At 43.8% G+C, this 26,577-nt stretch carries 33 protein-coding genes; 14 read left to right on the top strand and 19 right to left on the bottom strand.

Features of this window, described 5'->3' with window-relative positions; all coding sequences use genetic code 11:
- Nucleotides 1–12 precede the first annotated feature (12 nt).
- From BF9343_RS10065 to BF9343_RS09990, 15 genes are all read right to left on the bottom strand, one after another.
- Nucleotides 13–765: an SDR family NAD(P)-dependent oxidoreductase gene (locus BF9343_RS10065; RefSeq protein ID WP_010992877.1), complete on the bottom strand. Its 753-nt coding sequence runs from the start codon at nt 763–765 to the stop codon at nt 13–15.
- A 1,312-nt stretch (nt 766–2,077) separates the two neighbouring features.
- Nucleotides 2,078–3,142 carry an MBL fold metallo-hydrolase gene (locus BF9343_RS10055; protein WP_005787318.1) on the bottom strand — a complete coding sequence of 355 codons (1,065 nt, stop codon included), beginning with the start codon at nt 3,140–3,142 and terminating at the stop codon, nt 2,078–2,080.
- Between the two features lie 4 nt (nt 3,143–3,146).
- The gene (locus BF9343_RS10050) at nt 3,147–3,524 is read right to left on the bottom strand and encodes an LbetaH domain-containing protein (RefSeq protein WP_010992875.1); all 378 of its coding nucleotides are present in this window, start codon (nt 3,522–3,524) and stop codon (nt 3,147–3,149) included.
- A gap of 1 nt (nt 3,525) precedes the next feature.
- Entirely contained in the window at nt 3,526–3,792 is a 267-nt protein-coding gene (locus BF9343_RS23670) for a hypothetical protein (RefSeq protein ID WP_005787312.1), read from the bottom strand.
- 11 nt (nt 3,793–3,803) lie between these two features.
- Nucleotides 3,804–4,376, bottom strand: coding sequence for a flavodoxin (locus BF9343_RS10040; RefSeq protein ID WP_010992874.1), 573 nt, complete (start codon nt 4,374–4,376; stop codon nt 3,804–3,806).
- Nucleotide 4,377: 1 nt separating this feature from the next.
- Nucleotides 4,378–5,211 (bottom strand): carboxymuconolactone decarboxylase family protein, encoded by an 834-nt coding sequence (locus BF9343_RS10035; protein WP_005787306.1) that lies wholly within the window; start codon nt 5,209–5,211, stop codon nt 4,378–4,380.
- A gap of 130 nt (nt 5,212–5,341) precedes the next feature.
- Nucleotides 5,342–6,154 (bottom strand): AraC family transcriptional regulator, encoded by an 813-nt coding sequence (locus BF9343_RS10030; RefSeq protein WP_010992873.1) that lies wholly within the window; start codon nt 6,152–6,154, stop codon nt 5,342–5,344.
- A 146-nt stretch (nt 6,155–6,300) separates the two neighbouring features.
- Nucleotides 6,301–7,128, bottom strand: a complete 828-nt coding sequence (locus BF9343_RS10025; protein WP_005787301.1) for an SDR family oxidoreductase — start codon at nt 7,126–7,128, stop codon at nt 6,301–6,303.
- Nucleotides 7,129–7,157: 29 nt separating this feature from the next.
- Nucleotides 7,158–8,165: an amidohydrolase family protein gene (locus BF9343_RS10020; protein WP_032574396.1), complete on the bottom strand. Its 1,008-nt coding sequence runs from the start codon at nt 8,163–8,165 to the stop codon at nt 7,158–7,160.
- A 16-nt stretch (nt 8,166–8,181) separates the two neighbouring features.
- Nucleotides 8,182–9,126 (bottom strand): aldo/keto reductase, encoded by a 945-nt coding sequence (locus BF9343_RS10015; RefSeq protein WP_010992870.1) that lies wholly within the window; start codon nt 9,124–9,126, stop codon nt 8,182–8,184.
- 119 nt (nt 9,127–9,245) lie between these two features.
- Nucleotides 9,246–10,409 carry a MalY/PatB family protein gene (locus BF9343_RS10010; protein WP_008659993.1) on the bottom strand — a complete coding sequence of 388 codons (1,164 nt, stop codon included), beginning with the start codon at nt 10,407–10,409 and terminating at the stop codon, nt 9,246–9,248.
- 3 nt (nt 10,410–10,412) lie between these two features.
- On the bottom strand, nt 10,413–11,846 hold the full coding sequence (locus tag BF9343_RS10005) for an MATE family efflux transporter (RefSeq protein WP_010992869.1): 1,434 nt from the start codon (nt 11,844–11,846) through the stop codon (nt 10,413–10,415).
- Nucleotides 11,847–11,865: 19 nt separating this feature from the next.
- A complete protein-coding gene (locus BF9343_RS10000) occupies nt 11,866–12,732 on the bottom strand; it encodes a DUF3737 family protein (protein ID WP_005787290.1) in 867 nt (288 codons plus the stop codon).
- 337 nt (nt 12,733–13,069) lie between these two features.
- Nucleotides 13,070–13,351, bottom strand: a complete 282-nt coding sequence (locus BF9343_RS09995) for a hypothetical protein (RefSeq protein ID WP_005817818.1) — start codon at nt 13,349–13,351, stop codon at nt 13,070–13,072.
- Entirely contained in the window at nt 13,351–14,001 is a 651-nt protein-coding gene (locus BF9343_RS09990) for an aldo/keto reductase (protein ID WP_224223162.1), read from the bottom strand. The genes BF9343_RS09995 and BF9343_RS09990 overlap by 1 nt, the downstream gene beginning before the upstream one ends.
- Before the next feature lie 77 nt (nt 14,002–14,078).
- Between BF9343_RS09990 and BF9343_RS09985 the strand changes: the two genes are divergently transcribed.
- On the top strand, nt 14,079–14,264 hold the full coding sequence (locus BF9343_RS09985; RefSeq protein ID WP_010992868.1) for a hypothetical protein: 186 nt from the start codon (nt 14,079–14,081) through the stop codon (nt 14,262–14,264).
- A 161-nt stretch (nt 14,265–14,425) separates the two neighbouring features.
- On the opposite strand, the gene BF9343_RS09980 is transcribed toward BF9343_RS09985, so the two are convergent.
- The 3 genes from BF9343_RS09980 to BF9343_RS09970 all read right to left on the bottom strand — a co-directional run bounded on the left by BF9343_RS09980 (nt 14,426) and on the right by BF9343_RS09970 (nt 17,506).
- A complete protein-coding gene (locus BF9343_RS09980) occupies nt 14,426–15,277 on the bottom strand; it encodes an aldo/keto reductase (protein WP_005803327.1) in 852 nt (283 codons plus the stop codon).
- Between the two features lie 95 nt (nt 15,278–15,372).
- A complete protein-coding gene (locus tag BF9343_RS09975; protein WP_005787282.1) occupies nt 15,373–16,365 on the bottom strand; it encodes a flavin reductase in 993 nt (330 codons plus the stop codon).
- A gap of 7 nt (nt 16,366–16,372) precedes the next feature.
- A complete protein-coding gene (locus BF9343_RS09970; RefSeq protein WP_005787280.1) occupies nt 16,373–17,506 on the bottom strand; it encodes an aldo/keto reductase in 1,134 nt (377 codons plus the stop codon).
- A 106-nt stretch (nt 17,507–17,612) separates the two neighbouring features.
- Between BF9343_RS09970 and BF9343_RS23945 the strand changes: the two genes are divergently transcribed.
- The 7 genes from BF9343_RS23945 (at nt 17,613) to BF9343_RS09940 (ending at nt 22,623) form a co-directional block, all read left to right on the top strand.
- Nucleotides 17,613–17,708, top strand: a complete 96-nt coding sequence (locus BF9343_RS23945; RefSeq protein WP_224223220.1) for an AraC family transcriptional regulator — start codon at nt 17,613–17,615, stop codon at nt 17,706–17,708.
- Nucleotides 17,709–18,407: 699 nt separating this feature from the next.
- Nucleotides 18,408–19,493, top strand: coding sequence for a hypothetical protein (locus BF9343_RS09965; protein WP_010992865.1), 1,086 nt, complete (start codon nt 18,408–18,410; stop codon nt 19,491–19,493).
- A 19-nt stretch (nt 19,494–19,512) separates the two neighbouring features.
- Nucleotides 19,513–20,430: a helix-turn-helix domain-containing protein gene (locus BF9343_RS09960; RefSeq protein ID WP_041926219.1), complete on the top strand. Its 918-nt coding sequence runs from the start codon at nt 19,513–19,515 to the stop codon at nt 20,428–20,430.
- Between the two features lie 68 nt (nt 20,431–20,498).
- Nucleotides 20,499–21,500 carry an aldo/keto reductase gene (locus tag BF9343_RS09955; RefSeq protein WP_010992863.1) on the top strand — a complete coding sequence of 334 codons (1,002 nt, stop codon included), beginning with the start codon at nt 20,499–20,501 and terminating at the stop codon, nt 21,498–21,500.
- Nucleotides 21,501–21,557: 57 nt separating this feature from the next.
- Nucleotides 21,558–21,797 carry a hypothetical protein gene (locus BF9343_RS23940; RefSeq protein WP_010992862.1) on the top strand — a complete coding sequence of 80 codons (240 nt, stop codon included), beginning with the start codon at nt 21,558–21,560 and terminating at the stop codon, nt 21,795–21,797.
- Nucleotides 21,751–22,170: an RteC domain-containing protein gene (locus tag BF9343_RS09945; RefSeq protein WP_164088330.1), complete on the top strand. Its 420-nt coding sequence runs from the start codon at nt 21,751–21,753 to the stop codon at nt 22,168–22,170. Before BF9343_RS23940 ends, BF9343_RS09945 begins: the two co-directional genes overlap by 47 nt.
- Before the next feature lie 129 nt (nt 22,171–22,299).
- A complete protein-coding gene (locus BF9343_RS09940) occupies nt 22,300–22,623 on the top strand; it encodes a helix-turn-helix domain-containing protein (RefSeq protein ID WP_010992860.1) in 324 nt (107 codons plus the stop codon).
- A 66-nt stretch (nt 22,624–22,689) separates the two neighbouring features.
- On the opposite strand, the gene mobA is transcribed toward BF9343_RS09940, so the two are convergent.
- Nucleotides 22,690–23,139, bottom strand: coding sequence for a conjugal transfer protein MobA (gene mobA, locus BF9343_RS09935; RefSeq protein WP_010992859.1), 450 nt, complete (start codon nt 23,137–23,139; stop codon nt 22,690–22,692).
- A 490-nt stretch (nt 23,140–23,629) separates the two neighbouring features.
- On the opposite strand from mobA, the gene BF9343_RS09930 reads away from it, so the two are divergent.
- The 6 genes from BF9343_RS09930 (at nt 23,630) to BF9343_RS09910 (ending at nt 26,577) form a co-directional block, all read left to right on the top strand.
- Nucleotides 23,630–23,917 carry a DUF3408 domain-containing protein gene (locus BF9343_RS09930; RefSeq protein ID WP_010992858.1) on the top strand — a complete coding sequence of 96 codons (288 nt, stop codon included), beginning with the start codon at nt 23,630–23,632 and terminating at the stop codon, nt 23,915–23,917.
- Nucleotides 23,914–24,219: a helix-turn-helix domain-containing protein gene (locus BF9343_RS09925; RefSeq protein ID WP_010992857.1), complete on the top strand. Its 306-nt coding sequence runs from the start codon at nt 23,914–23,916 to the stop codon at nt 24,217–24,219. The genes BF9343_RS09930 and BF9343_RS09925 overlap by 4 nt, the downstream gene beginning before the upstream one ends.
- Before the next feature lie 10 nt (nt 24,220–24,229).
- The gene (locus BF9343_RS09920; protein WP_010992856.1) at nt 24,230–24,532 is read left to right on the top strand and encodes a DUF3876 domain-containing protein; all 303 of its coding nucleotides are present in this window, start codon (nt 24,230–24,232) and stop codon (nt 24,530–24,532) included.
- A 59-nt stretch (nt 24,533–24,591) separates the two neighbouring features.
- Complete coding sequence (locus tag BF9343_RS09915) at nt 24,592–24,885, top strand: helix-turn-helix domain-containing protein (protein WP_010992855.1); 294 nt, start codon at nt 24,592–24,594, stop codon at nt 24,883–24,885.
- A gap of 589 nt (nt 24,886–25,474) precedes the next feature.
- A complete protein-coding gene (locus tag BF9343_RS23660; RefSeq protein WP_061430047.1) occupies nt 25,475–25,705 on the top strand; it encodes a hypothetical protein in 231 nt (76 codons plus the stop codon).
- Nucleotides 25,706–25,728: 23 nt separating this feature from the next.
- Complete coding sequence (locus BF9343_RS09910) at nt 25,729–26,577, top strand: reverse transcriptase family protein (protein ID WP_010992853.1); 849 nt, start codon at nt 25,729–25,731, stop codon at nt 26,575–26,577.

Below are 26,577 nucleotides of genomic sequence, written 5' to 3'. Positions count from 1 at the left end.
ATGCATTATAACTTAATGGATGGAAAATGCCCCGTCCACTAAAAGGGCGTACCCGTCTACGAAACTTGCCTGCGATGAGCAAAGCCACAATACGGCATTGGCTATCTCTTCCGGCTTACCGAGACGTCCGGCAGGAATATCACGAACCAGTTCCTTTTCCAGATCAGGGTTACGCCGTATCAGTTCTTCGGCCATAGGTGTTCGGATCACACCCGGACAGACGGCATTGATACGGATTCCTTTTGCCGAGTAGTCGATGGCAGCCGTACGGGTCAGACCGATTACCGCATGCTTGCAGGCGATATAGGCCGCTTGTCCGGGGAATCCCGTAACGCCGCCTTGCGATGAGGTATTGACAATAGCACCACCGCCTTGTTGCAGCATCTGGATAATCTCGTAACGCATGCAGTTCCAGACACCTTTCAGATCGACAGCTACCGTACGGTCGAACTCCTCGTCGGTAATCTCGGCCATCGGTCGTTGCGGGGTCTGTATCCCGGCATTGTTCAATGCAGCGTCCAGTCTGCCGTAAGTCGCAACGGTCCAGTCGATCATCTCCTTTACAGCCCGCGTGTCGGACACATCGCAGCGATATGCCACAGCTTTATACCCTTCTGAAACCAACTTCCCGGCTTGTTCTTTCGGTTCATTGATGTCCACCAATACTACGGTTGCACCCGCTTTTGCAAATGCTTCTGCCGAGGCCAGCCCGATACCTGCCGATGCACCCGTTACCATTGCTACCTTTTCATTCATTGTTTCCATGATTCTTTTGTTTTAATGTTCTGATGCAAAGTTACGAAGAGAGTCCCGCAACAATTTTGCTGCAAAGCTCATTCTGCTTTGTTATAAAGTTCAATTTGTTAAAATAATACCATTGGATATTTTACAATATAAATTTCCTTCCAGATCCATATATTATTCCCTCTGTTTGAATACGATTCTGTTTTTGCACCACAGTAGAAGTCTTTCATATTCCCACGCAAACAATATGTTTAGAAATGTATACCCCAAAATAGATAGACAAGGGAAGTCTTGGTTTATTCCGAGCATGCATGATCCGGTAACAGAAGCAGCCAAAGTTTGTCGGCATGCCTCTTCATAAACTTTCGAAATTTTAAGGAGACCTCTTTTTTCTCATATTTCATGACCAGACCATATCCACTTTGAAAAACGAATACCGGTACTCCATAATGCCCATAGTGGGAAATCAAATCCAGGAATAAACCGGAATCAAATTCAAGGAAACTATCTATAAGCTCCTTATTTCTTTCAGGATAATATACATGCTGATTTTCAAGTACGACATTTGAAAACCGGTGAATATAATTATGCAAAATAATAATCAATATGGATATACTTCTTAGCACGAGGGTATCATCCAAGGTCATTTGGTATTTCTCATTAATCATAAATTCCCTTTTTTCATGTTTGAGATATATAAGCATCACGCCACGTCAGGGCTGTAACATAATAATGGCAGTATTGTAACCAGGGATATACCGGATAGTAAAGAGTCGATGGCTGGTAAAAAGACCGCAATCGAAAATCTGACTTTCCGGTCATGACCGCACGCTACAATCAGTGTAAAGAGATGAAATGGCAGCCAGGTCTTCCGTTTTCAGGTGAGATGAAAACACTGGAGTAAAAGTAAATTGCCTGAAACGGATAACGAGACTGCCATATAAATTCGGTGGCTACTATGGCCATTTAAACCTGGGAACGATATAAATTCGTCCGGTATAATCTCATCGATACTGCCGATCAGAATAGCCCTCCTCACCGGAATTCTTGATACTCGCTATATGTCCAATTTAGACCTGCAAAATTGGAATATTCAAATGCAAGAACTGCATTTTCCAATTGGAGGTTGCGAAATCCGGACCAACGGCTATTCTCCTCCATAGTCCGTGTTGCTGATTGTTCCCATATTTTTTGAATCCATAACGATTTGCTTTAATGTTCTGGTGCAAAATTACGAATTGAGCCCCGCAACAACTTTGCTGCGAGGCTCAACGTTCTTTGTCAAGAAGTTCATTTTGTTAAAAAAGGAACAGGATGTATCTTATGGACTATTTCAATAGGTTATGGGACTACCGATGATACCATGTATTACATGCAGGCTGCTGTCCTTTGTTGCTGCTTGTTCGATGCGGTGGATCGGTTCGTCCCATGCGTGACGGGACAGTGAAAATTTGCTGTTGTGCACCGGAAGGACTTTAGCCGCATCCAGTTCGTGAACCTCTACCGGAAGCTGTTCGGGCATCGTATGTATATACCGCCAGTCTTCGTTGTATTGCCCGTTTTCGAGGATGGCAAGGTCGATATGCGGAAACCGTTTGCCGATTTCCGAGAAATGAGCGCCGTAGCCGCTATCACCGCCAATATAGACCGTAGAGTGCCCTTCGAGCATGAATGAAGCCCACAACGAGGGATTCTGCCGAAGGAACCGGCCTGAAAAATGGCGGGCAGGCAAACACGTAATCCGAAAGCCGGGTTCGGAGGTATATACTTCATTCCAGTCCATTTCGACAATCTTCTCTGCAGAATATCCCCAGTATTCAAGATGTTCCCCCACACCGAGCGGACAGATGACTTTGTCCACTTTGTCACGTATCGCTTTCACAGTCCCGTAATCGAGGTGGTCGTAATGGTCGTGCGTGATGATAAGGTAATCCACCTCCGGGATGTCTTCCGGCGAGTAAATGTCCGTCCCCTTGAAAGGCTTCATCATAAGAGAGGCCGGGAACCCCGTCGTCAGCACCGGATCGACCAATATTTTCTTACCGCCGTTAATCAGCAGGTAAGACGAGTGGCCGAACCATACGACGGCATCTTTCGACAGGTCCAATTGTTTCAGGTCGGTCTTGACCGCATGGATGCTTTCGGACGGAACAAGATTGTCCGGTTTCTTTTCCGTCAGGTTGTCCCACATGATCCGCCACCGGCTTTTATCGGTGGTCATAAACGGAGTCGGTTCCTGATTTACGAATTGCCCCTTTTTGTAGTTCGGAGAACGTTCGATCCGTACCAGTCGTTCTCCACGAGGAGTACGGCCGAAAGCCGGATGGTTCAAAACGATAATAACGGTAAGAACCAATACTATAAAAATGGATATACATATAATCATTTTCTGTTTCATCCAATCATGGTTTTATCTTACGAATAAATTTGGCGGGATTGCCCGCGACAAGGGTATTTGGCTCTACATCATGCATGACAACACTGCCGGCTCCGACCACAGCATTCTCACCGATGGTAATGCCTCCCGCCGATATCATCAGACAGCCCGGCATGACAATCACATTACGTCCGAACTTCACGTTAGCGGTACGGACACCCGAAAACGGTGTTTCGATACGGCAATTCTCTCCGAGATGCGGAAAAACCTTGTGCAATAATTCACGATATTCCTCCGTATCCGGCATCGTATGATTCAACCGGAAGATATTTTGCCGTAACTCTTTTGTTACTACCAGTTCTTCTTCCGTCTGGTACAGGCAGTCTATTCTGAATTCTTCCATATCATTTATAATAAATAATAAACAGACAGACTCCTTGTCCGAAAATCCGTCCGCGATTATATTCCTCGTATATTCTACAATGATGCTTCAAGTATTTCATAAATGTCCTTTTCCGTAAGCGGAGCAAACCGTAAATATCCACACTGAACTTCACAAAACGTTCCAGCGTGTGGTCGTTGAGGATATGTCGCATCCATCTCGGTGTGATGATGGCGAGCCCTTTCCCGAAAATCAAACGGGTCGGAGTATAATATGCGAAATTTTCCATATCTGTCGTTTTTAGAGTTTTTCAATAATCTGCTTCGACCATCCGGCGACGTTTGCCGTACCACCGTTGAACAGTCGGCCTTCTTCCCATTCGATTTTGGGATAGAGTTTCTTGAGTTGTTTCACGCTACCCGTGATTGAACTGCCACCCGAAGTGGCAAAAGGAATAACGGCTTTACCCGCGAAATCATATTTCTCAAGAAAGGTATTGACCGGACGCGGACACAAGTCCCACCATAGCGGATAACCGAGGAACACCACATCGTAATCTTTCAGATCAATCGTTTCTCCACCCAATGCAGGACGTGATTTTTCGTCTGTCATCTCCACCGAACTGCGGCTCGCTTTGTCGTTCCAGTCAAGATCCGACGAAGTGTAGGCCGTAGCCGGAGTAATCCGGTAAAGTTTACCGCCAGTCTCTTTTGCGATAGCGATTGCCACTTTCTCTGTCGTCCCCGTGCAGGAGAAATAGGCTACAAGGATTTTCTTGTCGGACGGCCTGTCGGTATCCGCTGTCTGTTTTTGTGCTTTCGACGGGCAACTGAAAGTAAGCAGGCTCATAAGTATCAATACTAACTGTTTCATGTCATTTTAATTTAGAATATTCTTCATCACCGACAGGTTCCAGCCATTCGGTACTGTTGTTCTCACCGGGCACTTCGATGGCTAAATGCGAAAACCAGCTGTCGGGAGCCGCCCCGTGCCAATGTTTCACGCCTGCCGGAATATTGATAGCATCCCCGGGACGCAGTTCCACCGGCTCTTTGCCCCATTCCTGATAGTAGCCGCGACCGCCCACGCATACGAGTGTCTGACCGCCGCCTTTTGTTGCCTTGTGCACATGCCAGTTGTTGCGGCAGCCCGGTTCGAAGGTCACATTTACCACGGGGACTCCGTCCGTTACTACGGGAGCCGTGTAACTTTGACCGATGAAATACTTGGCGTAGGCATCGTTGGGGTTCCCCACAGGGAAAATGATGGTTTGCGCATACGCTTCGAGCGAACTTGCCGCTACGCTGTCGGCATTACCGTCGGTCCAAACTTCTTTTGCCATACGGAAAGCCGCCCACGCTTTCGGCCAGCCCGCGTAGAATGCGGCATGGGTGAGTATTTCGGCTATCTCGGTTCGGGTCACTCCGTTCTTCTTCGCCGATTCGAGATGGTACTTGAACGAGGAATCGGTCAGTCCCTGCGACATCAGGGCCACTACGGTTACGATGGAACGATCGCGGAGCGAAAGCAGATCGTTCCGGCTCCACACTTCCCCGAAAAGAATATCATCGTTCAAACGTGCAAATTCGGGGGCAAATTCTCCGAGCGCATCGCGTCCGGCAGTCTGTTGAATTTTTACTTGTGATTTTGCCATGATCGGAAAAATTAAAGTCAATAATAAAGCTAATGATGCTACTTTTGTTTTCATACGATATGATTTTTAGTTCGACATTTCCAAGACAACCGACATGTCTTTCCTGTTTCCGATACAAAAGTACAGGTATTATTCCACAACAGCTTTGCTGTAAGGCTCAAACTGTTTTGTTCTGAAGTTCATCTTACCAGGAAGGAGCGACACCATAAGCCTCCTTGTATATCTTGGAGAAATGCGACAGGTTCTTGAAACCCACATCGAAGCAAGCTTCCGTCACTTTCTTTTTACCTGATTTTATCAGGCCGTGTGCGGCCTCCAAACGGCGTTTGACAATCCACTTTTGCGGTGTCAGATTACTGACTTTGGCAAAGTCCCGCTTGAAGGTAGCCAGGCTGCGTCCCGTGTAACTTGCGATTTCCTCCAAAGAGAGATCACACATATAGTTCTCGTTCAGATAGTCAAGAATGTCGATTTTCCACGGCTCCACGAAGTCGAACAGCGAAGCATAAAGATTCCGGTCAGTATTAAGCAGTACATATATCCCTTCTACCATTTTCAGCTTCAGTACGTCTTCGGACGGTTTTTCGCCTGCATCGAAATAAGGAATGACGGATTCGAACAGCGAACGGATATCAGGCCTGTTACTGGGCAACACACGCAGGCTTACCTTCTCACGTTCGGAATCGGTCGGAATCTGTTGCCGGTTAAGCGTCTGGTAAAATTCTCTTAGAAACGGTCTTGAGAACTTCAGTACGACAGAACGGTAAGGCTTTCCGTCCTCAACCTTTTTCTGTAACCACATCCGGTTATCGCGCCGCATGAAAGCGCAATCCCCCGGATGCAACACGGTTTTCTTGCCACGCTCTTCTATCTCCAATTCACCGGAGCACAGATAAATAAGCGTATGCTCCCTGTTTTCATGGGCGCATCCCCGGTCATCGGTGAAATAACTCGCTATAAGCACGTTCGAGCAATCGAATACATCTAATCGTTCCATATTGTCAGTTTTTAATTTTTACAAATACAACGTATTCCAACCATAAAGTCTTTGTTGTAAGGCTCAAATTTGCAAAATGGATAAAATATTTTTGTACGCTTGACATTGTATGACAGCGGTTACCTTACAGATTACAGTACAACACATTATGGTTTCAACGGGCCATAAAAATACGATGCCGTAGCACCACCATCGATCAGAAAGTCCGCTCCCGTGATAAATGCCCCTCTGTCGCTCATCAACAGTTCGGCAACATTGGCAACCTCGTCCGCGGTTCCGGGGCGTCCTGCCGGACATTTGGCGAACATGTTTTTGTAAAAATCACCTCGCGGCCCGTTGAACTCGTCGATAGCCAAGGGGGTTACGATGATACCCGGTGAAATGGAGTTGATTCTTGCCCCGCGCTCGCCCCATTTCACAGCTTCGGCCATTACACGTTTCACGTTACAACGCTTGGCCATCTGATAGGCATGTAACGTATCCTCGATACTATCCGGTTGCAGCATGTCGAGCGAGAGCAATTCTTCGGTAGGAGTCGTGGCCAGTAGCATATCCTCCTCGATGGTCAGCGCGGGCATCCGATGTCCCGACTGGCTGGAAATCGTCACCCCGACACCGTCCTCTTTAATAACCTTCCCCACTTCTTCGAGCAAGACAGCCGTTCCGTACAGATCGACTTTCAGAATCGTTTCGATGGAAGCCTGACTCGGTGATACGCCCGCCGCATTGACGAGCATTGAAATTTCACCATGTTCCCGTGCAACCGCAATCAAGTTCAAAATGGACTCCCTTGAAGAGAGATTCATTTCGACGGGTACTGCATCAAATCCCGCCTCATTCAATATACGGCAAACAGCCTCGGCACTCTCCGGGTTCAGGTCTCCGACAATGATCTTTTTCCCATATCCCATACGGCGGGCTATCGCCATTCCTATCTGACCGGCACCGGTCAATATCATTACCTCTTTCTTCATATTACTCATTTTTATCTGTTTACTCATTTTTATTTACCAAACAGTTTAAGGGCGTTGTCATGCAGGATTTTTTCCGCAAAAGGTGTGAGCTCGGCATCATCGGTTATCCACGTTCGCAATTGTTTCAAATTTCCTGTCAGAACTGTTGCCGGCTGGTATGGATAATCCGAGCCATAAAGCAACCGGTCGGGGGTGGTTATGGTCAGCAGAGCCTTAACAACTTCAGGTGTTGCACCTCCTGCAAGGTCATAATAGAACGCCTTCAGATTGGCATCCCAGTCAATCGGTTCCATAAGCCCTTTCGCCGCCATGACCGGATATACCGCCTTCATGCGCGGAAGGGCCAGCGGCAGAAATGAACCGCAATGCGGTACGACGAACTTCAGATTCGGATACCGGGCCGGAACATTCCGGGCAATCAGATTGACGACGGTACGGGTCGTCTCGGCCGGATATTCGTAAACGGCCAGCGGTGCCGTCGCGATGATTCCGTCGTTTACGGGCGAAGGTTTGTGCGGATGCAGCATCACGACGGCATGGCGCTCGTTCAGTACTTGCATCAACGTATCGAGTGCCGCATCGCCTACGTACTGTCCCCGGCTGTTGGTAGCCAGCTTGATGCCGTCCGCGCCGAGCGTGTCGAGTGCATAGACCGCTTCCTTGATAGCCGCGTCCACATCGGGCAGGGGCAATGAAGCACAGAAGAGGAATTTGCCGGGATAATCCGCTTTCAGCCGGGCGCACGCCTCGTTGTATTGCCTGACCGCACGGCGGCTCTCTTCCGCATCGCCGAACCACGGTTGGGGAGCAGGCATCGAAAGGACGGATGTTTCGATACTCGCCTCTTCCATGAATTTCAGATGAGAAGCCACATCCCAATCCGGAAGCGGGAAAGTTTCTTCCAAAGCTGCCCCGTGCCTGTCCAACAGTTCCTTGAACGCGGGAAGTATATTATAACAATGCACGTCTATCGCCTGTTGCCCCATAGCGGCATGTACGGACAGCATACTCAATAAACCGATCAAATAACACTTCATACCCATTCCTCCTTTCTTAAACCATCGGCATTTCCCACGAACCTCTCGTATCGACACCGGTACTTTCGGCAGCTTCTTCCAATGCCTTCATTTCGTCGGCAGTCAAGAAAACTTTTGTCGCTTGCAAGGCATCCTGCACTTGCGAGGGTTTCGTCACGCCGATAATCGGTGTCGTGCCTTTCGCTATCGCCCACGCCAGAGCGACTTGTGCCGGTGTGATACCATATTTATTGCCGACTGTGCGCATCACGGCAACAAGTTTCTCAATTTGCGGCAACAACGGATTGTAAGTTTCCCCACGCTGGCTACCGGCGGGTAACGGCTGCGCGGTATCGTATTTCCCGCTCAACGCTCCTTGCTCCAATACCATGTAAGCCCAGAAGTCGATACCGTTCTCCTTGCAATAGTCCAGAATACCGGCTTTCTCCGAAGAACGATACAGCAGGCTGTAATGGTTCTGTACAGCAAAGATATGTACCCCTTCTTTCGAGAGAATCTCCTCCGCACGCTTGATTTGCGCAAGGTTGTGATTAGATACACCAATCCGTTTTACCTTGCCGCTTTTTACCAACGGGATAAGATAAGGCGTCCATTTCTCCACGTCGGCCGGATTGTGTATCCAGTAAATGTCGATGTAATCGGTGGCGAAACGATCGAGGCTTCCTGCCAGCATATCCGCTACCGGGTTCTCCGAATCGCCAGCAATCTGCGGTGTGAACTTGGTCGAGATAAACACATCCTCCCGCTTGCAGTTCTTCGTAAATGTCGAAAGCACCGTTTCCGAAACTCTCATGCCATATACCACGGCGGAATCCCACAGGTTCAGCCCGTTGGCCATCGCCTCGTCGAATACGGGTTTCAGTTCTTCCACTCCGAGATTGTTCCCGAATACCCGGTCGCCTCCGGCGAATCCCGTACCCCACGACCATGTTCCTAATGCTATTGATGGTAATTTTTCCATATCCAATTTCTTTTTTCGTTATTCAATTTCTAATTCACATTGCAAAATTACACGGTTCAAAATGATCCGCTTGTAGACGATTTACGGATATTTATACCCAAATACTCGATTCCAATCTTTTAACTGTATTCCAATACACGCGCCATCCTTTCCAGTCCGTCGGCAAGCAACGCACGGGGGCAGGCGATATTCAGGCGGATGAACCCTTCGCCACCGGGGCCGTACATCGTGCCGGAATTGACCATCAGTTTCTGCTGCTCTTGCAGGCGCAGGGTCGTGGCGTCCGAACCGATACCGAGTGCCCGGCAGTCTATCCAGACCAAATAAGTTCCTTCGAGCGGCAATACGGGATATTGCAGCAGCCTTTCGGCGAAAAAATGGCATAGATATTCATAATTCCCTCGCAGGTATTTTCGCAAAGCATCGAGCCACTCGCCACCCTCGTTGTAAGCGGCTATCGTAGCGATCACGCCGAACGGGTTGACGTCGCACACCTCATTGATATTGATGGCACGGTCGATACGACGACGTACATCATCATCGGCCGCAATGATGTTGGCGATTTGCAGTCCGGCAAGGTTGAACGCCTTGCTCGGTGAAACGCAAGTGATGGAGTTTTGCTGGAAGCGTTCGGAGAGGGAGGCAAAAGGCGTATAGTCGTGTCCCTCGTAGGTCAGTTCGCAATGAATTTCATCTGCCACAACAAACACTCCGTTGCGCAAACAGATGTCACCGATATGCCGCAGTTCTTCCGGTGTCCAGACCCGCCCGACCGGATTGTGAGGATTACACAACAACAGCAGTTTCGCCTTCGGGTCGGCCGCTTTCGCTTCAAAGTCGTCGAAGTCGATTGAGTAGCGACCGTTCCGGTAAACGAGGTTATTGGCCGACAGTTCGCACCCGTCATTGCGAATTGACGAATAGAAACAGTTGTATGCCGGAGTCTGGACGATTACTTTGTCGCCCGGTACGGTCAGGGCTTTGATAATGGCCGACAGAGCCGGCACGACACCGCTTGTATAGATAATCCACCGGGGATCTATCCGCCAACGATGGCGGTCTTCAAACCACCAGACGACCGCATCGTAATAGGTTTCGGGCACTTTTGTATAGCCGAAAATGCCGTGCTCCACCCGCTTTTGCAGGGCATCGATAATGGCGGGTGCGGTACGGAAATCCATATCCGCCACCCACATGGGCAGTACATTTTCCTCTTCGGGAGTGTCCCATTTGTAGGAGTTCGTCCCGCGACGCGGGACAATCGTATCGAAATCGTATCTCATAACTTATCTATTTATTCGTAATTTATAAATCCAGTTACTGCCCCAAAGTCTCGCGAGGAAGATTACCCCCCGGAAACAAAGCTCAATGCACATGGCAAACCACACGCCGCGTAGTCCCATCGTGGGGGCGAGCCATGCCGCCAGTGTCAGTCGCACGCCCCAAATGCTGCCGAAGTTCATCAGACTGGGTACGAATGTATTACCCACACCCACGAATATACCGTAGGCTACGATAGACGCCGCGAACATCGGCTCCGCAAAGGCTTCTATCCGCAGAATCTCGATTCCCAACGTGCGAATTTCCTCTACCGGGGTCATCACTCCTATGATTTGCGGAGCCGCCATATACATCAGCGTTCCCATGACACCCATAATCAGCATTCCCGACCAGACGGTAATATTGGCAAAACGACGGAGCAACCGGATACGGTTTGCTCCGAGGCTCTGGCCGACCAACGTCGTGGCAGCCTCCGAGATACCGTAGCCGGGCATATAGCAGAGACTTTCGGCAGTGATGGCGAACGAGTTGGCGGCAATGGCAATGATACCAAGTGGTGCGACAATCACCGTCGTTGCGATCTGCGCTCCACAAATGGCCATGTGCTCGAATCCCATCGGCAGGGAGATGCGGAAAGCCTTACTCAGTGTCTCTTTCCGAGGCAGGAAACTTCCCCGTTCTCCGGACAGTCTCAGCATGGGCGAGCGACGGCAAAGATACCACATCATCCCGCCGGCAGTGATGAGTTCGGCCAGCACCGTTCCCAATATTGCGCCTTCCACGCCCAAGCCTGCGCCGGGAGTGGTAAATGTCACTCCGAACCATTCCACCTGCCTCGAAGGGAAAATCAGGAAGAAGTTGAACACGATATCCAGAAGACACATCAGCACGTTCAGCATACAGGGCACACGCATATTTCCACTGCATCGCAACATGCCACCCGCAAGGAAATTCAACTGCAAGGCAGGAAGGAAAAGTGCGAATATCCAAAAGTAGAGGGATGAATCGCTCCGTATTACTTCATCACCGCCCAACCAGCCGGGAAGCATACCACTGATGGAAATGCCGACAGCCACCAACAATGAGCTGAAAACCAATGTGGCAGCAATCGACTGGCGGAGTATCTTTCGGGCTCCCACAAAATCCCCGGCTCCGATCTTATGCGCTACTTGAACGGAGAAGCCCGTTGCAGCGGCTGCACACAGCTCCCAAAACAGCCATGTCGTGGTCGAGACCAGCCCGATAGAGGCAGCGACATTTGCGCCCAGGCTGCCCACCATCGAGGCATCGATATACTGCATGGCGATGGAAGATATCTGTGCCATAATGGCAGGGACACTGAGGTATGCAGTCAGGCGCAACTGTTGCCCCAGTGTCATCTGCTTCCCTTCGCGGATAAGCGATAGCAGGTAATCTGTCTTTCCCTTTCCTGTTCCCATCAGGTTATGTACAAGGGCATTAGTCTGTGAAACAAGTTTTCTCGTCCCAGAGTTTCAGCTTGCAATCGGCGGGAGCCTTGATATTCTCGTCGAGGATAATCTCCCCGTAGCTCTCGGCGGTGATACAGCCCGTTCGCGGATTCTTCACCCCACCTATTGCGCCTTTGATGGTCGCCTGCACCGAACTGTACTCGAAAGCCCGGTCGCAGTCGGGGCCGAACGTACAATTTTCCAATACGAGGTCGTGGGCGTAGCAGAGCGGCTGCTCGCCGGTAATGTGACAGTTTACCAACCGAAGGTTGTGCGAATGCCAGCCCAAGTATTCACCGTTGAGTTCTGAATCGTAGATTGTCACATTCTCCACTTCCCAAAAGGCATCTTTCGTGGTGATTTTGGCATTGCGCAGTTCCACATTCTTCACGTACTGGAATACGTACTTACTGTCACTCTCCAATCCGTCTATACGGATATTGCTGCTGAACATGAACGGATAAGTGCCGCCATGCAGTTTCAGATTTTTGATGTCCAAATTCTTGCAACGCCAGAACACTTCGTCGGCATCTTTTATCTCTACGTTCTCAATTTCGATGTCGTGCATCTCGCGGAACATCTTGGGGGCGTCGATGCGTGTGTTCGTCATTTTCAGATTATCGGAGTACCACAGAGCCGAACGCCCGCCGACATCGAAGAAACAACGGTCGATAACGAAACCGTGCACGTGCCAGAAGGGATAATTTCCCTCGAACCGGCAATCAACGGCTTCGATGTTGCTGCATTCCTTGATGGCTGATTCTCCGGCACGGATAATTACATTCTCCAAACGTAAGTCATGTGATTCGAACAAAGGTCTTTCACCTCCGAATTCTGCATTTGATATTACTTTCATACTTTCCTTATTTTTAATTATTATTCATATTCAACTTGTAACAACGCAAAAGTACGAAGCACCCTCCATAACAACTTTGCTTCAAGGCTCAAACTACTTTGTTCTGAAGTTCACCTTGTAATGGTGAGGTAATATTTTATCTCTCTGATGCAAAAATAGATGGTATCTGCCACATGCTTTGTAGACGAATTCCCGGTATTCATACCCAAATTACGGATTATGCTTGTTGCCTATTCCTTCACAAATTGCCTAAAGCCTAATATAACTTTGTTTTAACGTGTAGTAGTGGATTATATTATTCCGATACCGGCTCTTTGGTCCAAACGATTGAATGAAGTTACCAATTGACCGAAGAAGAAACAAAATCTGGATTTTGGGGATTCCCGATAAGGGGCTGTCCTTTGTCAAGGGCCCGCAGTATCTCCATTTCGTTATCGAACATTTCGAGATTTTCCTTCATACGTTCGATGTGTGTCGTTTTTGGGATAATAACCATACCCGACTGGATCTGAAAGCGCAATACCACTTGGCGTACCGTCTTGTGATAGCGGTCGATGATATACTGCAATACTTCGTCATCGTAGATTTCATTGATCTTACCCTGTCCCAACGGGGCCATCACTGAACTTGAATACCTTTGGCAAAAGTGTTGCCCACGACCTCCTGATGTTCCATGTAGGGATGAATCTTGATCTGGTTGACGACAGGCTTGATACGAGCGTATGCCAGCAATTCGTCCACGTGATGCGGATTGAAGTTGCTCACCCCGATGGCACGGATCTTCCCCATATCGACATACTTTTCCATGATTCTCCATCTCTCCTTGACCTTTCTGGCTACCGGCCAATGAATCAGCATCAGGTCAACATACGTTCCCCCGAATGCTTCAATAGTCCGGTCGAGCGACTCGCGTACCTTTCCGCTACGTACGGCATCGGGAGAGACTTTCGAAATAATGAACACTTCACTCCGGCCGATACCGCTTTCCTTGATTCCGTACCACACTTCGGCCTCGTTGTCGTAGCCTTGCGCCGCATCGACCAAACGGTATCCCAGTCCGATGGCGCGTTTCACACACTCTGCGGCAGTCTCCTTGAGAGTAGACGTGCCGACACCCAACTGCGGCATCTCTATCCCGTTGTTCAGCACGACACGGAGAATGGCAGGCAGTGTATCGGCCGTTTGAGCTGTTTGTCCGTTGTTGGAAGTTCTGCCCCACAACCTGTCAGTATGGTTCCTGTCAGGAAACACTTTTGTAGGACATGCCAACCAGTATCCTTTAGTCAGCGTGATAGATTACGATACCGTCACGCCCATCTTGCATACGCACAGCCAATTTTCAGTCTATGCACTTTATAAAGGGATGGGCGTTACTCTTCTCTCCGGACTTGTTGCATGGAACTCTGTTGGGTAATCACATCAAAGACTTCTCTTTCTTTTCTTATCAGTCCAATGAAGCCGGAGAGCACATCCGTTGTCATATCATCAATATGGCCAAAAGTAAACTTATCAACGGAGAACAAATCACGTAGACCGCTTATGACTTGGGGTTCGAATACCCGCAACATTTAAGTCGTATATTCAAAAAACAGACCGGACAGACTCTCTCGGAATACAGTAGAGATATAAGGGAACGAAAGTTCCGATAACCTTATCGATTACCGGAACTTCAGAAAAATCGAGAAAATGTCTGTCATGCAGGACACTCAATACCATAGAGTCGCTGTACTTCTTCCGGAGCGCGTAGGTCGAGAATCGTATTGTATCCCGTATTCATGGAAGCAATTGCGGCCATATCCTCCGGTGTCAGCATGAAATCCCCGATGTTGAAATTTTCTTGCATCCGCTGCCGATGTACCGATTTGGGAATGGCGACAACTCCGCGCTGTAAGTGCCAGCGCAGTACGACCTGTGCTGCCGATTTATCATATTTGCGAGCGATACCGGTCAGAATATCGTCCGTGAACAATCCGTTCCGTCCTTCGGCCAAAGGCCCCCATGCCTCTGCTTGTATGCCGAGTTCCTGCATGGTCCGTATCGCATCGGTTTGCGGAGTATAAGGATGCACCTCTATCTGATTGACCGCCGGAATAACATTAGCATTATGGCATAAATCCAGCAATCTGTCCGGCTCGAAATTGCATACCCCGATAGCCCGCACACGTCCTTTCGCATAAAGTTTTTCCATAGCCCGCCATGCTCCGTAATAGTCGCCGAAAGGCATGTGGATCAGATAGAGGTCGAGGTAATCCAATCCCAAACGGGCGAGCGAAGCGTCTAATGCCCGCAATGTCCGTTCATAACCCATTTCTGAAATCCATGCTTTGGTCGTGATGAACAGCTCCTCACGCGGAATACCACTTTTCCGAATAGCCGTACCGACCGCCCGTTCATTTCCATAGACCGAAGCGGTGTCGATGAGCCGATAGCCGACGGCAAGCGCATCGGTAACAACTCTTTCACACTCGGTGGCATCGGGTATCTGAAAGACACCAAAGCCTTGTATCGGCATCTTTACTCCGTTATTCAATTCTTTGAAATCCATACCATAATATCGTTATAATTAGTTTTTCAAGATATTCAATCATGATTGTAGATACACTCCGAATCCATTCCAATAACCTGAATAAAAAACATTATCTATTGCATGAAGTTATTGAGTTTGTTGGCCGGATTGAGCGGTGTCTGGTCGGACAATACCAACGATTTGACCATATGCAACGTTCCCTGCTTGTACTTCTGAAAGTGTTCCGAAGCGATATGCTGCTCGTATGCTTCACGGCTCGCATAGGTTTCGAGAATCGTTACTTTACAGGGATTCTCCTTTTCGCCGACAGCATACATCGTCAGTACGCCCGGTTCGGTACGCAGGGAGATTTCACCTACCTCGGTCGCATAGTTCATATACTCGTCAAGATACTGCGGATAAACCTCTATTTTCGACAGCCGTACGATACCATCGGTCGTCATCGGCTCTTTAACGCACATACCCGGCTTATCCGGATTCAGACATTTGCCGATGATCTCTCCTGTCGCAAGGTAGGAGTAGGTCGGAAACTCAAATAATACGGGTTTTAGTTTCGTATAGTCGAGTTTGCCATCGCTGTCAAGCACATCGGAAGCAGCGTATGTATTGACTATCGCGCAAATGAAATTGTCGAAACCGTCGGTTTCATAAATGTCCACCACTTCACACTCCATCGTAAGTGGTGATGCGTCTATAACGGGCGTATCGTTCTCTCCGATATGGTAAGCAAACACCTCCGACTTATCGACCGTCGCACCACTTACACTTCCTACATAGTCAGCTTTCGGTAACATCTCACGACTCACAAGATTGACGGAAAGTCGTTTTGATTTTTTAATACCTTGATTGGTATAATGACTTTTACTCATGCTGACCAGTATCCGGTCATGGCCGATGACTCCCGTGTGTCCTACCACGAGCCAGTTTACTTTCCCTTCGACCTCCGCCCCGACAACCGTCATTGGTTTGGGATAGAGTGCCAACAGATTTCCGAGATTTTTCTTGTTTGTCTCCATTATATCGGGTTGTGTAGTGTTCTCTTTCACGGCAGTGCTGCACGACAACATGACAAGCAGTGACAGAACACCTAAGATTATTTTTACCATGATTGATTTATTTATCTATTTGACTTTCGGTGAACGGATCGGCACGATGCCCCATCAAATCGATTTTGGCATACTCCTTATCAAACTCCTCCATCTCCCAAGCTGAGAGACGGACCGTTCCCGCACCGAGCAGGTCATCCAAATGTGCCGGATTGGTCGTTCCGGGTATCGGAGCAATCCACGATTTGCGAGATAACATCCATAGCAAAGCGAATTGTGCGAGTGTCACTCCCTTGCGCTCGGCCCATTTGCGAACCAAGGCGATAAGCGGCATATTGTGCTTCAAAGCTTCGGGCGTGAATTGCGGCAAGTTCCAACGCCGGTCTCCCTCGTAGAAACGGCTGTTTTCATTGATTATCCCGGTGAGAAACGCACGCCCCAGCGGACAATAAGGCACGAAGCCGATACCGAGTTTTTCCAATGTCGGGAAGATTTTGGTTTCAGGCTCCCGCCACCAAATGGCATACTCGCTCTGCACGGCGGAAAGCGGGCAGACGGCATGCGCCCGACGGATGGAACGGGCACTCGCTTCCGACAGCCCCCAATGCAGCACTTTGCCCTCCTGCATCAAATCCTTGACAGTTCCGGCCACCTCTTCCATCGGCACTTTCGGATCGACACGGTGTTGATACAAGAGGTCGATATGGTCAGTATGCAGGCGTTTCAAAGAGCCCTCCACCGCCCGACGAATATGATCGGGACGGCTATTGATAGCAGTCGGTTGTTTCTCCTCGACACCGAAGCCGAACTTCGTTCCGATTTTCACTTTGTCGCGAAACGGAGCGAGTGCTTCGCCGACCCACTCTTCGCTGGTGTAAGGGCCATAAACCTCCGCCGTATCGAAAAAAGTGACACCTTTGTCGTATGCCCGGCGAATCAGAGCGATCATATCCTTTTTGTCGTACTTCCCACCGTAATATCCCACCATTGGCAGACAACCCAGACCAATAGCTGATACGTCCAGCTCTCCGAGCTTGCGATACTCCATCGTATCGTCCGCATTTGGCGTATTTTTATCAGATAAATTTCCTGATAAAGAAGAGATAGGGGATTCGGTAAACACACGGGAAACACCCGTTGTAGCTCCGGCCGCGAGTAGTGCAAAACTTGATGCCGTCCTTAAGAAATTTCTGCGATCCATAATCTTCTATTTTTTCATTGTTCATTTTCTGATTGCAAATTTACCGCGATTGAATAAGTCGGCTTGTATACGATTTACGGATATTTATACCCGAATCCTCGAAATAGTGCATGAGCTCAGATTTCCTTCGATACAATATTTCAGTTTTCTTTTTAAGAAGATAATGGGGTTTGCTCCTAATGAATATCGGTTAATAAATTAACAAAAAGGGAGGGACAGTACATGATGACATATCCCCTAGGTATGGGTAGCAGTCCGGACGCTCTTTAGCAGGGATTCAAGAAAATACCGTTCTTTCCTTGTATCCTGTCATACAAAACAACAAACAACCGATATTCTTATTGTTAGGATACAGAATTTTCATCAGATGCTATCAGAAATACAGACTTTCCCAGCTACGCAATCTGAACACGATATTTATTACCATTTCAATGGAACGAGCAGCCTTACGGACAACTAATATATAACATTCATCAAATCAAATAGTTAGAATACATGAATGTTACGTATGGATTGGTCGCACGGGTTACTAATAGTTGGTCGCACATTATGCACACTATTTTTAAAAGTGTAGCAAAGGTAAGAACATAAAAAAAGCACTAATATATTGAATATCAGTGCTAAATATTTGTTCTTAATTTGCTTTCGCGGTGCGTACGGAAGATGAACCTTAGTTTTATTCTTCAAGTACTCAATATCTTAGCAAGCTCTTAATTCTTTCTCCCACTAATAACCCCACGTGTGCAATTCTTTAGATTGCTTGGTGTTGCGGTGGTTGTTTGAGTTAGGGCAAAGATACAACAAAAATGCAAAGACATCATTATTTTCAGAAAAATAGTTTTAGATGAATATTGTATGCCATTTCATTATTTGTATCTTTGTCTATAAACATCTATAGCCTATGAAACCAGAAAAAACAGCTCCAGTATTAGCAATTACTCCCAACGAGCAAATTTTCTTGCCTAAATGCTATCATAGAATTCAAGATATTTGTGCTGTAATATATGACCAATTAACGGAAATATATAAAGAAAAAAATTATCAGGACTTATATCATACAGAGTCAATTTTAGATGGAAGCGAGACTGGAATGGACGAACTGAATAAGAATAAAATTCATGCAATCGACTGGCTTACATGGAATAATAAAAACAAAGATTTAGAATTAATCTTGACTAAACATATAATACTTTCTATAACGTCGGATTTTATCAATTTTGTTTTTGAATCTTTATATTGTGCAAAAAGAGGAAAAATAACAGTTGCCTATGCATTAATTCGTAAACCCTTTACAGATGAATTACTAATATTAGAACAGTTACTATATAATCGTTCTGATTTTATATATAGATTTTTTCATTCAGATACTGTTGAAACGTATGACCCAAGTAGTAAAAATATAAACAAAGTGGATGTTATTAAGAATGCAGTAGATTGCCTAACAAATCCTTTATTTGACGCTGATTTTGTTCACGATTTACGTTATAACAAATTATGCGAATATGGGATTAATGGGATTTCTAATCATGCTTTACATATTGTTACTAAAAATAAGAATTATCGAACAGAACCACAAAATTTTAATTTTGTTTTTTCTCAAGAAGAAGATTTTGCTCTATATTACAAACAGTATTATTGGGTAGTCCCATATATACTTATATATGCAGTAGATATTATTGACAAGTTGATATTCTCAATATTAAAAGACACCGATAATCAAAACTTAAGCATTGTAAAAAGGCTAAGAAGAACAATAGGTTTTTCCTTATTTACAGAGAGTTATCTTCGCACAAAAAAAGATTCTATTTTCATATTATTCAATAAGAAAATACGATTTACCTGTCCTATCTGTAAAAATAAGTACTTTCTAAAACGGGATGATTATGAATTCTTTTTTGAAACAGAAGCAATATTATGTCCTAAATGTAATAATGATAATCTAACCATTGAGAATATACAAAAAATTAAAAATATTATAGGGCTCTAACGATACAATATTGAATATTATGTCCGAAAGTATTCCACAGTTCTATAAAAGAATCCAGCGTTGTGACCCTCAACTGGGTACAACCTACTCTAAGGAGAACCCATATTTCAATGTTCTTTCCCGCCAATGTAATTTTGGGACAGTACAATTCAGTTATAGAGATTTTTATAAAGTCACATTGATTATTGGTGTGGGAAAACTATATTATGCAGATAAATGGATTTTAGTAAATCGTCCTGCTATGTTATTTTCTAATCCTTTAGTCCCTTATGCTTGGGAATCAATTAGTGAAGAACAGAAAGGTATGTTCTGCATATTCAATGAGCAGTTTGTTCAGTCAGAAGAAAAGAATGGCTCTTTGGCTAATACACCATTATTCAAAGTTACTGGAGATAAGGTTTTCTTCTTGAATGACGCACAAGTTGCCAAAGTCATGGATATATACACACAAATGCAGGAAGAAAACCAGTCAGACTACGCAAACAAACATGATGTTTTACGTTGTTATCTTCATTTGTTGATACATACAGCTTTAAAAATGCAAGAGTCTAATAAATATGAATCACATCCGAATGCTTCGCAACGTATTACCGAATTATTTATAGAATTATTGGATAGACAATTTCCTGTTGATTATCCACATTCAGTATTAAGTTTGCGCACTCCTGCCGATTATGCAAACCGTTTGTCTATACACGTTAATCATTTAAATAAAGTGGTAAAAGATACTACTGGAAAAACTACCTCTACAATGATTGCGGAAAGAATAATCAAAGAATGTACCCAGTATTTATTACATAGTAATTTTTCTATTTCAGAAATTGCTTATAGCTTGGGATTTGAAAATATGGCCTATTTCAGTAAATTCTATCGTAAGCACACAGGAAAATCGCCAAGCGAAATTAGAGAACAACAATTATTTGATTTGTGCAAATGATGCTTTGAATAGTGTTAACCAGCCATATTTCCATTACCTAATTTTGTACCGACTAAAAAATATAAATAATGAAGTACAGAAAATTAGGCAAAACAGAAGTAAACCTATCCGCTATCGGATTGGGTTGTATGGGAATGAGTGCTGCGTATGGAGTAGCCGACGAAAAAGAAAGCATTAAGACATTGCATCGTGCTTTAGAACTTGGCATTAATTTTTGGGATACTGCGGATGTGTATGGAAATGGTGCTAATGAAGAATTGCTATCCAAAGTATTAGCAGAAAAAAGAAATCAGATTTTCATTGCAACAAAATTTGGTTTTCGCTTACGCAATAGTCAAGGTAGCGTGTTCGTTGGTGGTGATAGTTATGTGGATGCTTCTCCAAGATATGTAAAACAAGCTGTAGAGAACAGCCTGAAAAGATTAAATATCGAAACTATAGACTTGTATTATGCGCATCGGATTGACCCCACAATACCAATCGAAGAAACAGTTGAAGCTATGGCAGAGTTAGTAAAAGAGGGTAAAGTACGCTATTTGGGACTAAGCGAATGTTCTTTCGAATCACTGAAAAGAGCTTGTAATGTTCATCCTATATCTGCGGTTGAAAGTGAATATTCTTTATTAACACATGATGTCGAAAAAGAGATTCTGCCATTAACAAAAGAATTAGGTGTAACTTTAGTTCCATTTTCACCGTTAGGCAGAGGTTTAGTAACAAATACTATCAACGTAAATGCGTTGGAAGAACATGATTTCCGCAAGCATTTGCCACGTTATAACGGTAAATATTGGGAAAATAATCAAAAACTGGCTATTGAAATTGCAGAAATAGCAGAAAGCAAAGGAATAACCCCAGCCCAACTTGCCTTAGCTTGGATATTGGCACAAAGTGAAAATATAATTCCTATTCCGGGAACTAAACGGATTAAGTATTTAGAAGAAAATGCAAAAGCGGTAGATGTAAATCTATCAACGGAAGATGTTTCTAATATACAACTGCTTTTAAAAAAATATCCTAATATTGGTAACAGATATAATGAATATGATTTTCAGTTTGTAAATAAATAACTTATTAAAAAAGGAAGTTCTACCACGTTGGTAGGACTTCTTTCTATAATTCCCATAATGAATAATTTGTTGGAACAGAGATTCTTCCGATTATTATCGGAATACTCACAGCGTAAAGTTTCTGCATCCGAATTTACAGAAGCTATTGAAGAACTGGCTACCCATTTAGCCGATTTTAGTATCAACGAACAGGATTACAGCGTTTTATTACGTTATTTTTCTTTCGGCTTACATCGGCTTAAATCGTATCGTGTGCGGTTTGAGCAAGAAAAAAATACCCTATTTGCATTTGATTGATGAAGCAATAGAACTAATCAAAACAGAAGTACGCATAGTGAATTTGCATATCAAATACCCCGAACAATTCGAGCAACACGCAAATAAACTATCCCTTTCCCCTCTCCATTTAGCAGACAAAACAAGCCTTATCAACATCATGGAAATAGTCAGCGGCTTATTCCTGTCAAAACGTATAATATATCAAAATGAAAAACCTGTTCACCTGACGGACTTAGGAAAAGCCTTTGAATGGCTCTTTAACATTAAATTAGGTGATTATCATCAAAAGTACATGGATGTCATCAAGCGAAAGCCAGCCAAACTAACGGAGTTCCTTAATGAACTGGCAAACCTTATCCGCAAAGAACACGAAAATAAAGGGTATAGATAATCAGGCGTTTAGCGTCAATTTATACGAGGTAGCGTATGCTACCCTGTAATTTGTTTGCTTCCCTTTTCTGAACTTTGCTTCATCAATCGATTGGTAATCATTAGTGTATAATCAGAAAAATGAAGCAATATGTATGTAGATAATTACGAGTTTAAAGACTGGATGCAGAAACTTCTTGATAAATTGGAAGAAGTAGGCAAAGACGTAAAGAGTTTGCAAACCAATCCCGAAGTAATGCCGGGCGATAAACTTTTGGATAATCAGGACTTATGCCTGTTGTTCAAAGTAAGTACCCGAACGTTGCAGAGATTGAGAAGCAAGAAACTACTGCCCTTTATGATGATTAGCGGAAAAGCCTATTATCGGGCTTCCGATGTGCGTGAGTTCATAAAGAAAAGGTTTGATGTTGGTACGCTCCGAAAGTTTGAAAAAGAACACGGAACGGACAAATAAGAAAGAAACTATCCCGAAGTTGTACACGTGGTAACTTCGGGATTTTTCTTTTTTGGCAAGTTATTTCTATTCATCTGCCAATATTGTCCCCTCTCTTTGGTAGGACTGTTCAAACCGTCTGCTTAACATTACTATCATTTCATTGGTCTTTATCAGTTCCAAAGTGCATTGTTCCAGTTTGTAAAGCAAAGCAAGTGCTTTCTTTTCTGAAAAATTGGAATGAAGTTCTTTCACTACCTGATTATAATTCTGCCCTATGCTCCTGAATTGTGAGTAGAACTGTGTTAGCTGAATATAATAATCCACCTTACTTTTATCCCTGACTATTACCTTAAACGACTTACCGAAAATGCAATTTTTAATGAAATGCGCTTTAACCGTATAACCTGACCTGTCAAAGAATGACAGGAATTTGGCGTTTTCTACATCGTCCAGATTGAATGAATAACGGTGTATTCGTGGGTCAAGCTTCGGCTTGCGCCCTCCTTTGTTAAATGACTTCTTTTTCTGTTCCATAATTATAATTTTTACAAGGTTTACGACTTCGGAGTAAACCAAACCACCTTATCAGGTGGCAAGGTTTTGAGGTGCAAAAAGCGAATAGCGGACCTCAAAACACAACTTGCTATGTTCTAATGAACATAAAAATCCTCCCTACGGTCAGATTGTCAAAGCAAGCGTTTCGGCTTCTTCCTATGTCTGTTTATCGGTTGCAAAATTACAGACATCCTTTTATCCCTGAAATATAGCGTATAACGCCAAATTGCTACACAAACGGACAAAGCAGCCCCATTTTGAAAAGCGTCTGTTTTTACCCTTTTCTTTGCTGAAAATTGATTGAATGAAAGCAATGCATAAGACTGCCAAACAATATTTAGAAATGGCTTTAAATCGTATTTGAAAGCTATTTAAAGATAAAGCAATGCAGCTATAAGACTGGTTCACTTTCTTTCAATCAGTATCAGAAATCAATTAACTTATTTATAAACCATTAAAAAATGAAAGTATGAAAGAGGTAAATCAATCATTACAACAGGAAAAGGAAAATTACAAAGCAGTATTTTTCCAAAAGCGGACAGTCTGCAACCGTCAAAGCGTGTACATAAGTGGAGAGATACAGAAACGTATCATGCAAATTGTAGGCGTTATTACAGGCAAACAGGTAAGTATCGGAAATTTCATTGATAACGTACTGGAAGAACATTTGAATACACACAATGATGTTCTTTCGGCTCTCTACCGGGAAGAAATGCAAAAAGGAATATTCAACCAGCCAAAAGAGAAAAACCTATGAATATCATAACTATTGAGGAACAGACTTTTAAACAGGTGTGCGGTCGGTTTTCCGGCTTCGTCAGTCAGGTGGAACGGATTTGCAGAGAGAATAGCCACCAGCCGGAGAAATGGCTGTCAGGTCGTGAAGTGTGTGCTCTGCTCGGTATCAGCATCCGAAGTTTGCAGAACTACCGGGATAGCGGTAAACTGGGCTACTCCCAAATAGGTAACAAGCTGTACTATAAATCTGCCGATATTGAAAGACTGATTGCAGAATGTACGGAAAACAAGATAACGAATTATAAATCAAACAATAAATAAATATTGTCCTATGGAAAAGAAAGAAGAAAATAATACGGAAATAAACCAGTCATTCAAATTGTCTGCTATTGTCGGAATTTGGGAAAGTTTAAACCTTCATCCTGCGGTGATGATATACCAAAGCAAGAAAAAGTATTTCCTTTCGATGCTCCATGTATCTGATAACGGACAGGCGAAACCTGCCGTTTACGAGATACAGAAAGAAGATAACCGTTACTTCATCGTTTCAGCCTTTAAACGGCTTTATATCGGCTATGATGCGGTAAAAGATAGTATTTCCATATTTTACTATGGCGAGTATCTGCGTAACTGACACGTGTATGTATGTCAATCATTCAAACCAATTATAAATCAATAGAACGGTATAACAATATGGAACTTATAAACAGCAATAGTGAGATAATCAAGGACTTCTTTCAGTCTATGGATAGAATGTTAGATGGTATCAGCCGACTGGCAAAGGAAAACAGACCACATTTGAACGGTGAAAAGTTTCTAAGCAACAGAGATGCAGCCAAATGCCTGAAAGTAAGCATCCGCACACTGCAAGAATGGAGAGATACAGGCGTTATCCCATACATTCAGATAAAAGGAAAGATTATCTACCGTCAAAGCGATATAGAACGGCTTTTGCAAACCTATTACAACAAAGAACGGCAGGAATAGCCCACTTCTCAGAAACAACACATTTTTTTCCGAAACTGACTAAGAACATTAACTTTATTAGTGTAGTATTCCGTCTGTGCAAGTCTTTGGAAGAAAATACTACCCGAACATCGTGAGGTGTGGAGATTTTCTTTCAAACCCGTAGGGCTTGGACTTGAACGGACGGAATACGGAGCTTACCTTTGTTAATGTTTTATTCAGCTTGGGAAAATTACATAGCATTTTTCTTTGGTAATACTATTTTATTCTATACTTTTGCAAAGTATTCGTTCTTTGAAAGAATGTAGAAGAAGGTACAATTTAACCAATAGTACTACAAAATTAAAGTGATTTATCACACCAATATGGTTTTATGGGACGAGCATCTGTGTTCATCTATATTAATGATAAACATCAGAGATAGCGGTTTATCCATTTATAGTTTGTTGGCATTCTATATAGGGATTCCCCACTTGTAAATCGTCTCTACGTCTGTTAGGACATGAAAATAGAGAGCAAAAGAAGGTAATGTATATAGTATTATTGGTTATTAGTAATATTGATTGAGGACATGGCGATATTGCCATATAATCATTTAATATTATATATCATGAAAAAGGTTATACCTTCAAAAGGAGGAAAAATAAAAACCTCCCATTGCTCTTCGAAGATAGGAAGAATGACAAAAAAAATAGATGAGTTTTCTCAACTATTAAAGTCTATTCAAAAATGTGGAAACACCTTATATCTACTTTTTAAAAGTTTGTTTAAGGTAATTCCAGTTATTTCAAAAATATACAGTTTTTTGAAAACCGTTTTTGATATTCTATCGGCTCTCTAATTTCTTTTATACATTTTAGTAGGATGATTACAACCGAAAAGCATTTGCTATATATACTAAAAGTTTCTCGTCAACAATTGGATTCCATTATAGAGAATATAGATAAATATTACTCTACATGGGAAAAGCCTAAATTAAATAAAGACACCAATGAACCTTTATATAATTCTGATGGAACAATAAAAAAACGCACAATTAACTCCACTAATAAAGATTTGAAAGTTATACAAAAAAGATTGTATAACTATTTACTTTCAAAAACAACTCTTCCTAATTATTTTTTTGGAGGTATTCCTAAGAAGGATAATATTCTTAACGCTAAATATCATCAAGGTAATAAATATGTATTTACTACAGACTTGAAATCCTTTTTTCCTTCCATTAATCATAAAATGGTGTTTTATATGTTTTTAAAATTAGGATGCACCCCTGAAATTGCAAGAACTTTAACCAAACTTACTACACATAATTATCAAGTTCCACAAGGTGTTCCAACATCAACATTAATAGCTAATTTGGTATTCAAGCCTGTTGGCGATAGAATACAGGCATTAGCAAAAGAGAATAATATTAAATTTTCAATATTTGTTGATGATATAACAATGTCTTCTTCTATAGATTTCCATAAAAAAATCCCTGAAATATTATCTATTATAACTACTTCAGGATATAAAATTAGTCATTCTAAAACTTTTTATAAAACAAAAAATCCAATAGTTACTGGTGTAATATGTCAAAACAATAAACTTAAAATACCACAATCATATAATAAAAGAATAAAGCGAATCAAGGCGGACGTTCAAAACAATGAACAAGCATTCTTAAAGATAAAAGGACTAACTATGTATCGTCAAAGAATAAAGCAAGCATAA

The organism is Bacteroides fragilis NCTC 9343, assembly GCF_000025985.1.
GTDB classification, from domain to species: domain Bacteria; phylum Bacteroidota; class Bacteroidia; order Bacteroidales; family Bacteroidaceae; genus Bacteroides; species Bacteroides fragilis.
Note: the sequence above shows the minus strand (reverse complement) of the source record. Positions and strands in the feature narration are given on the sequence as shown.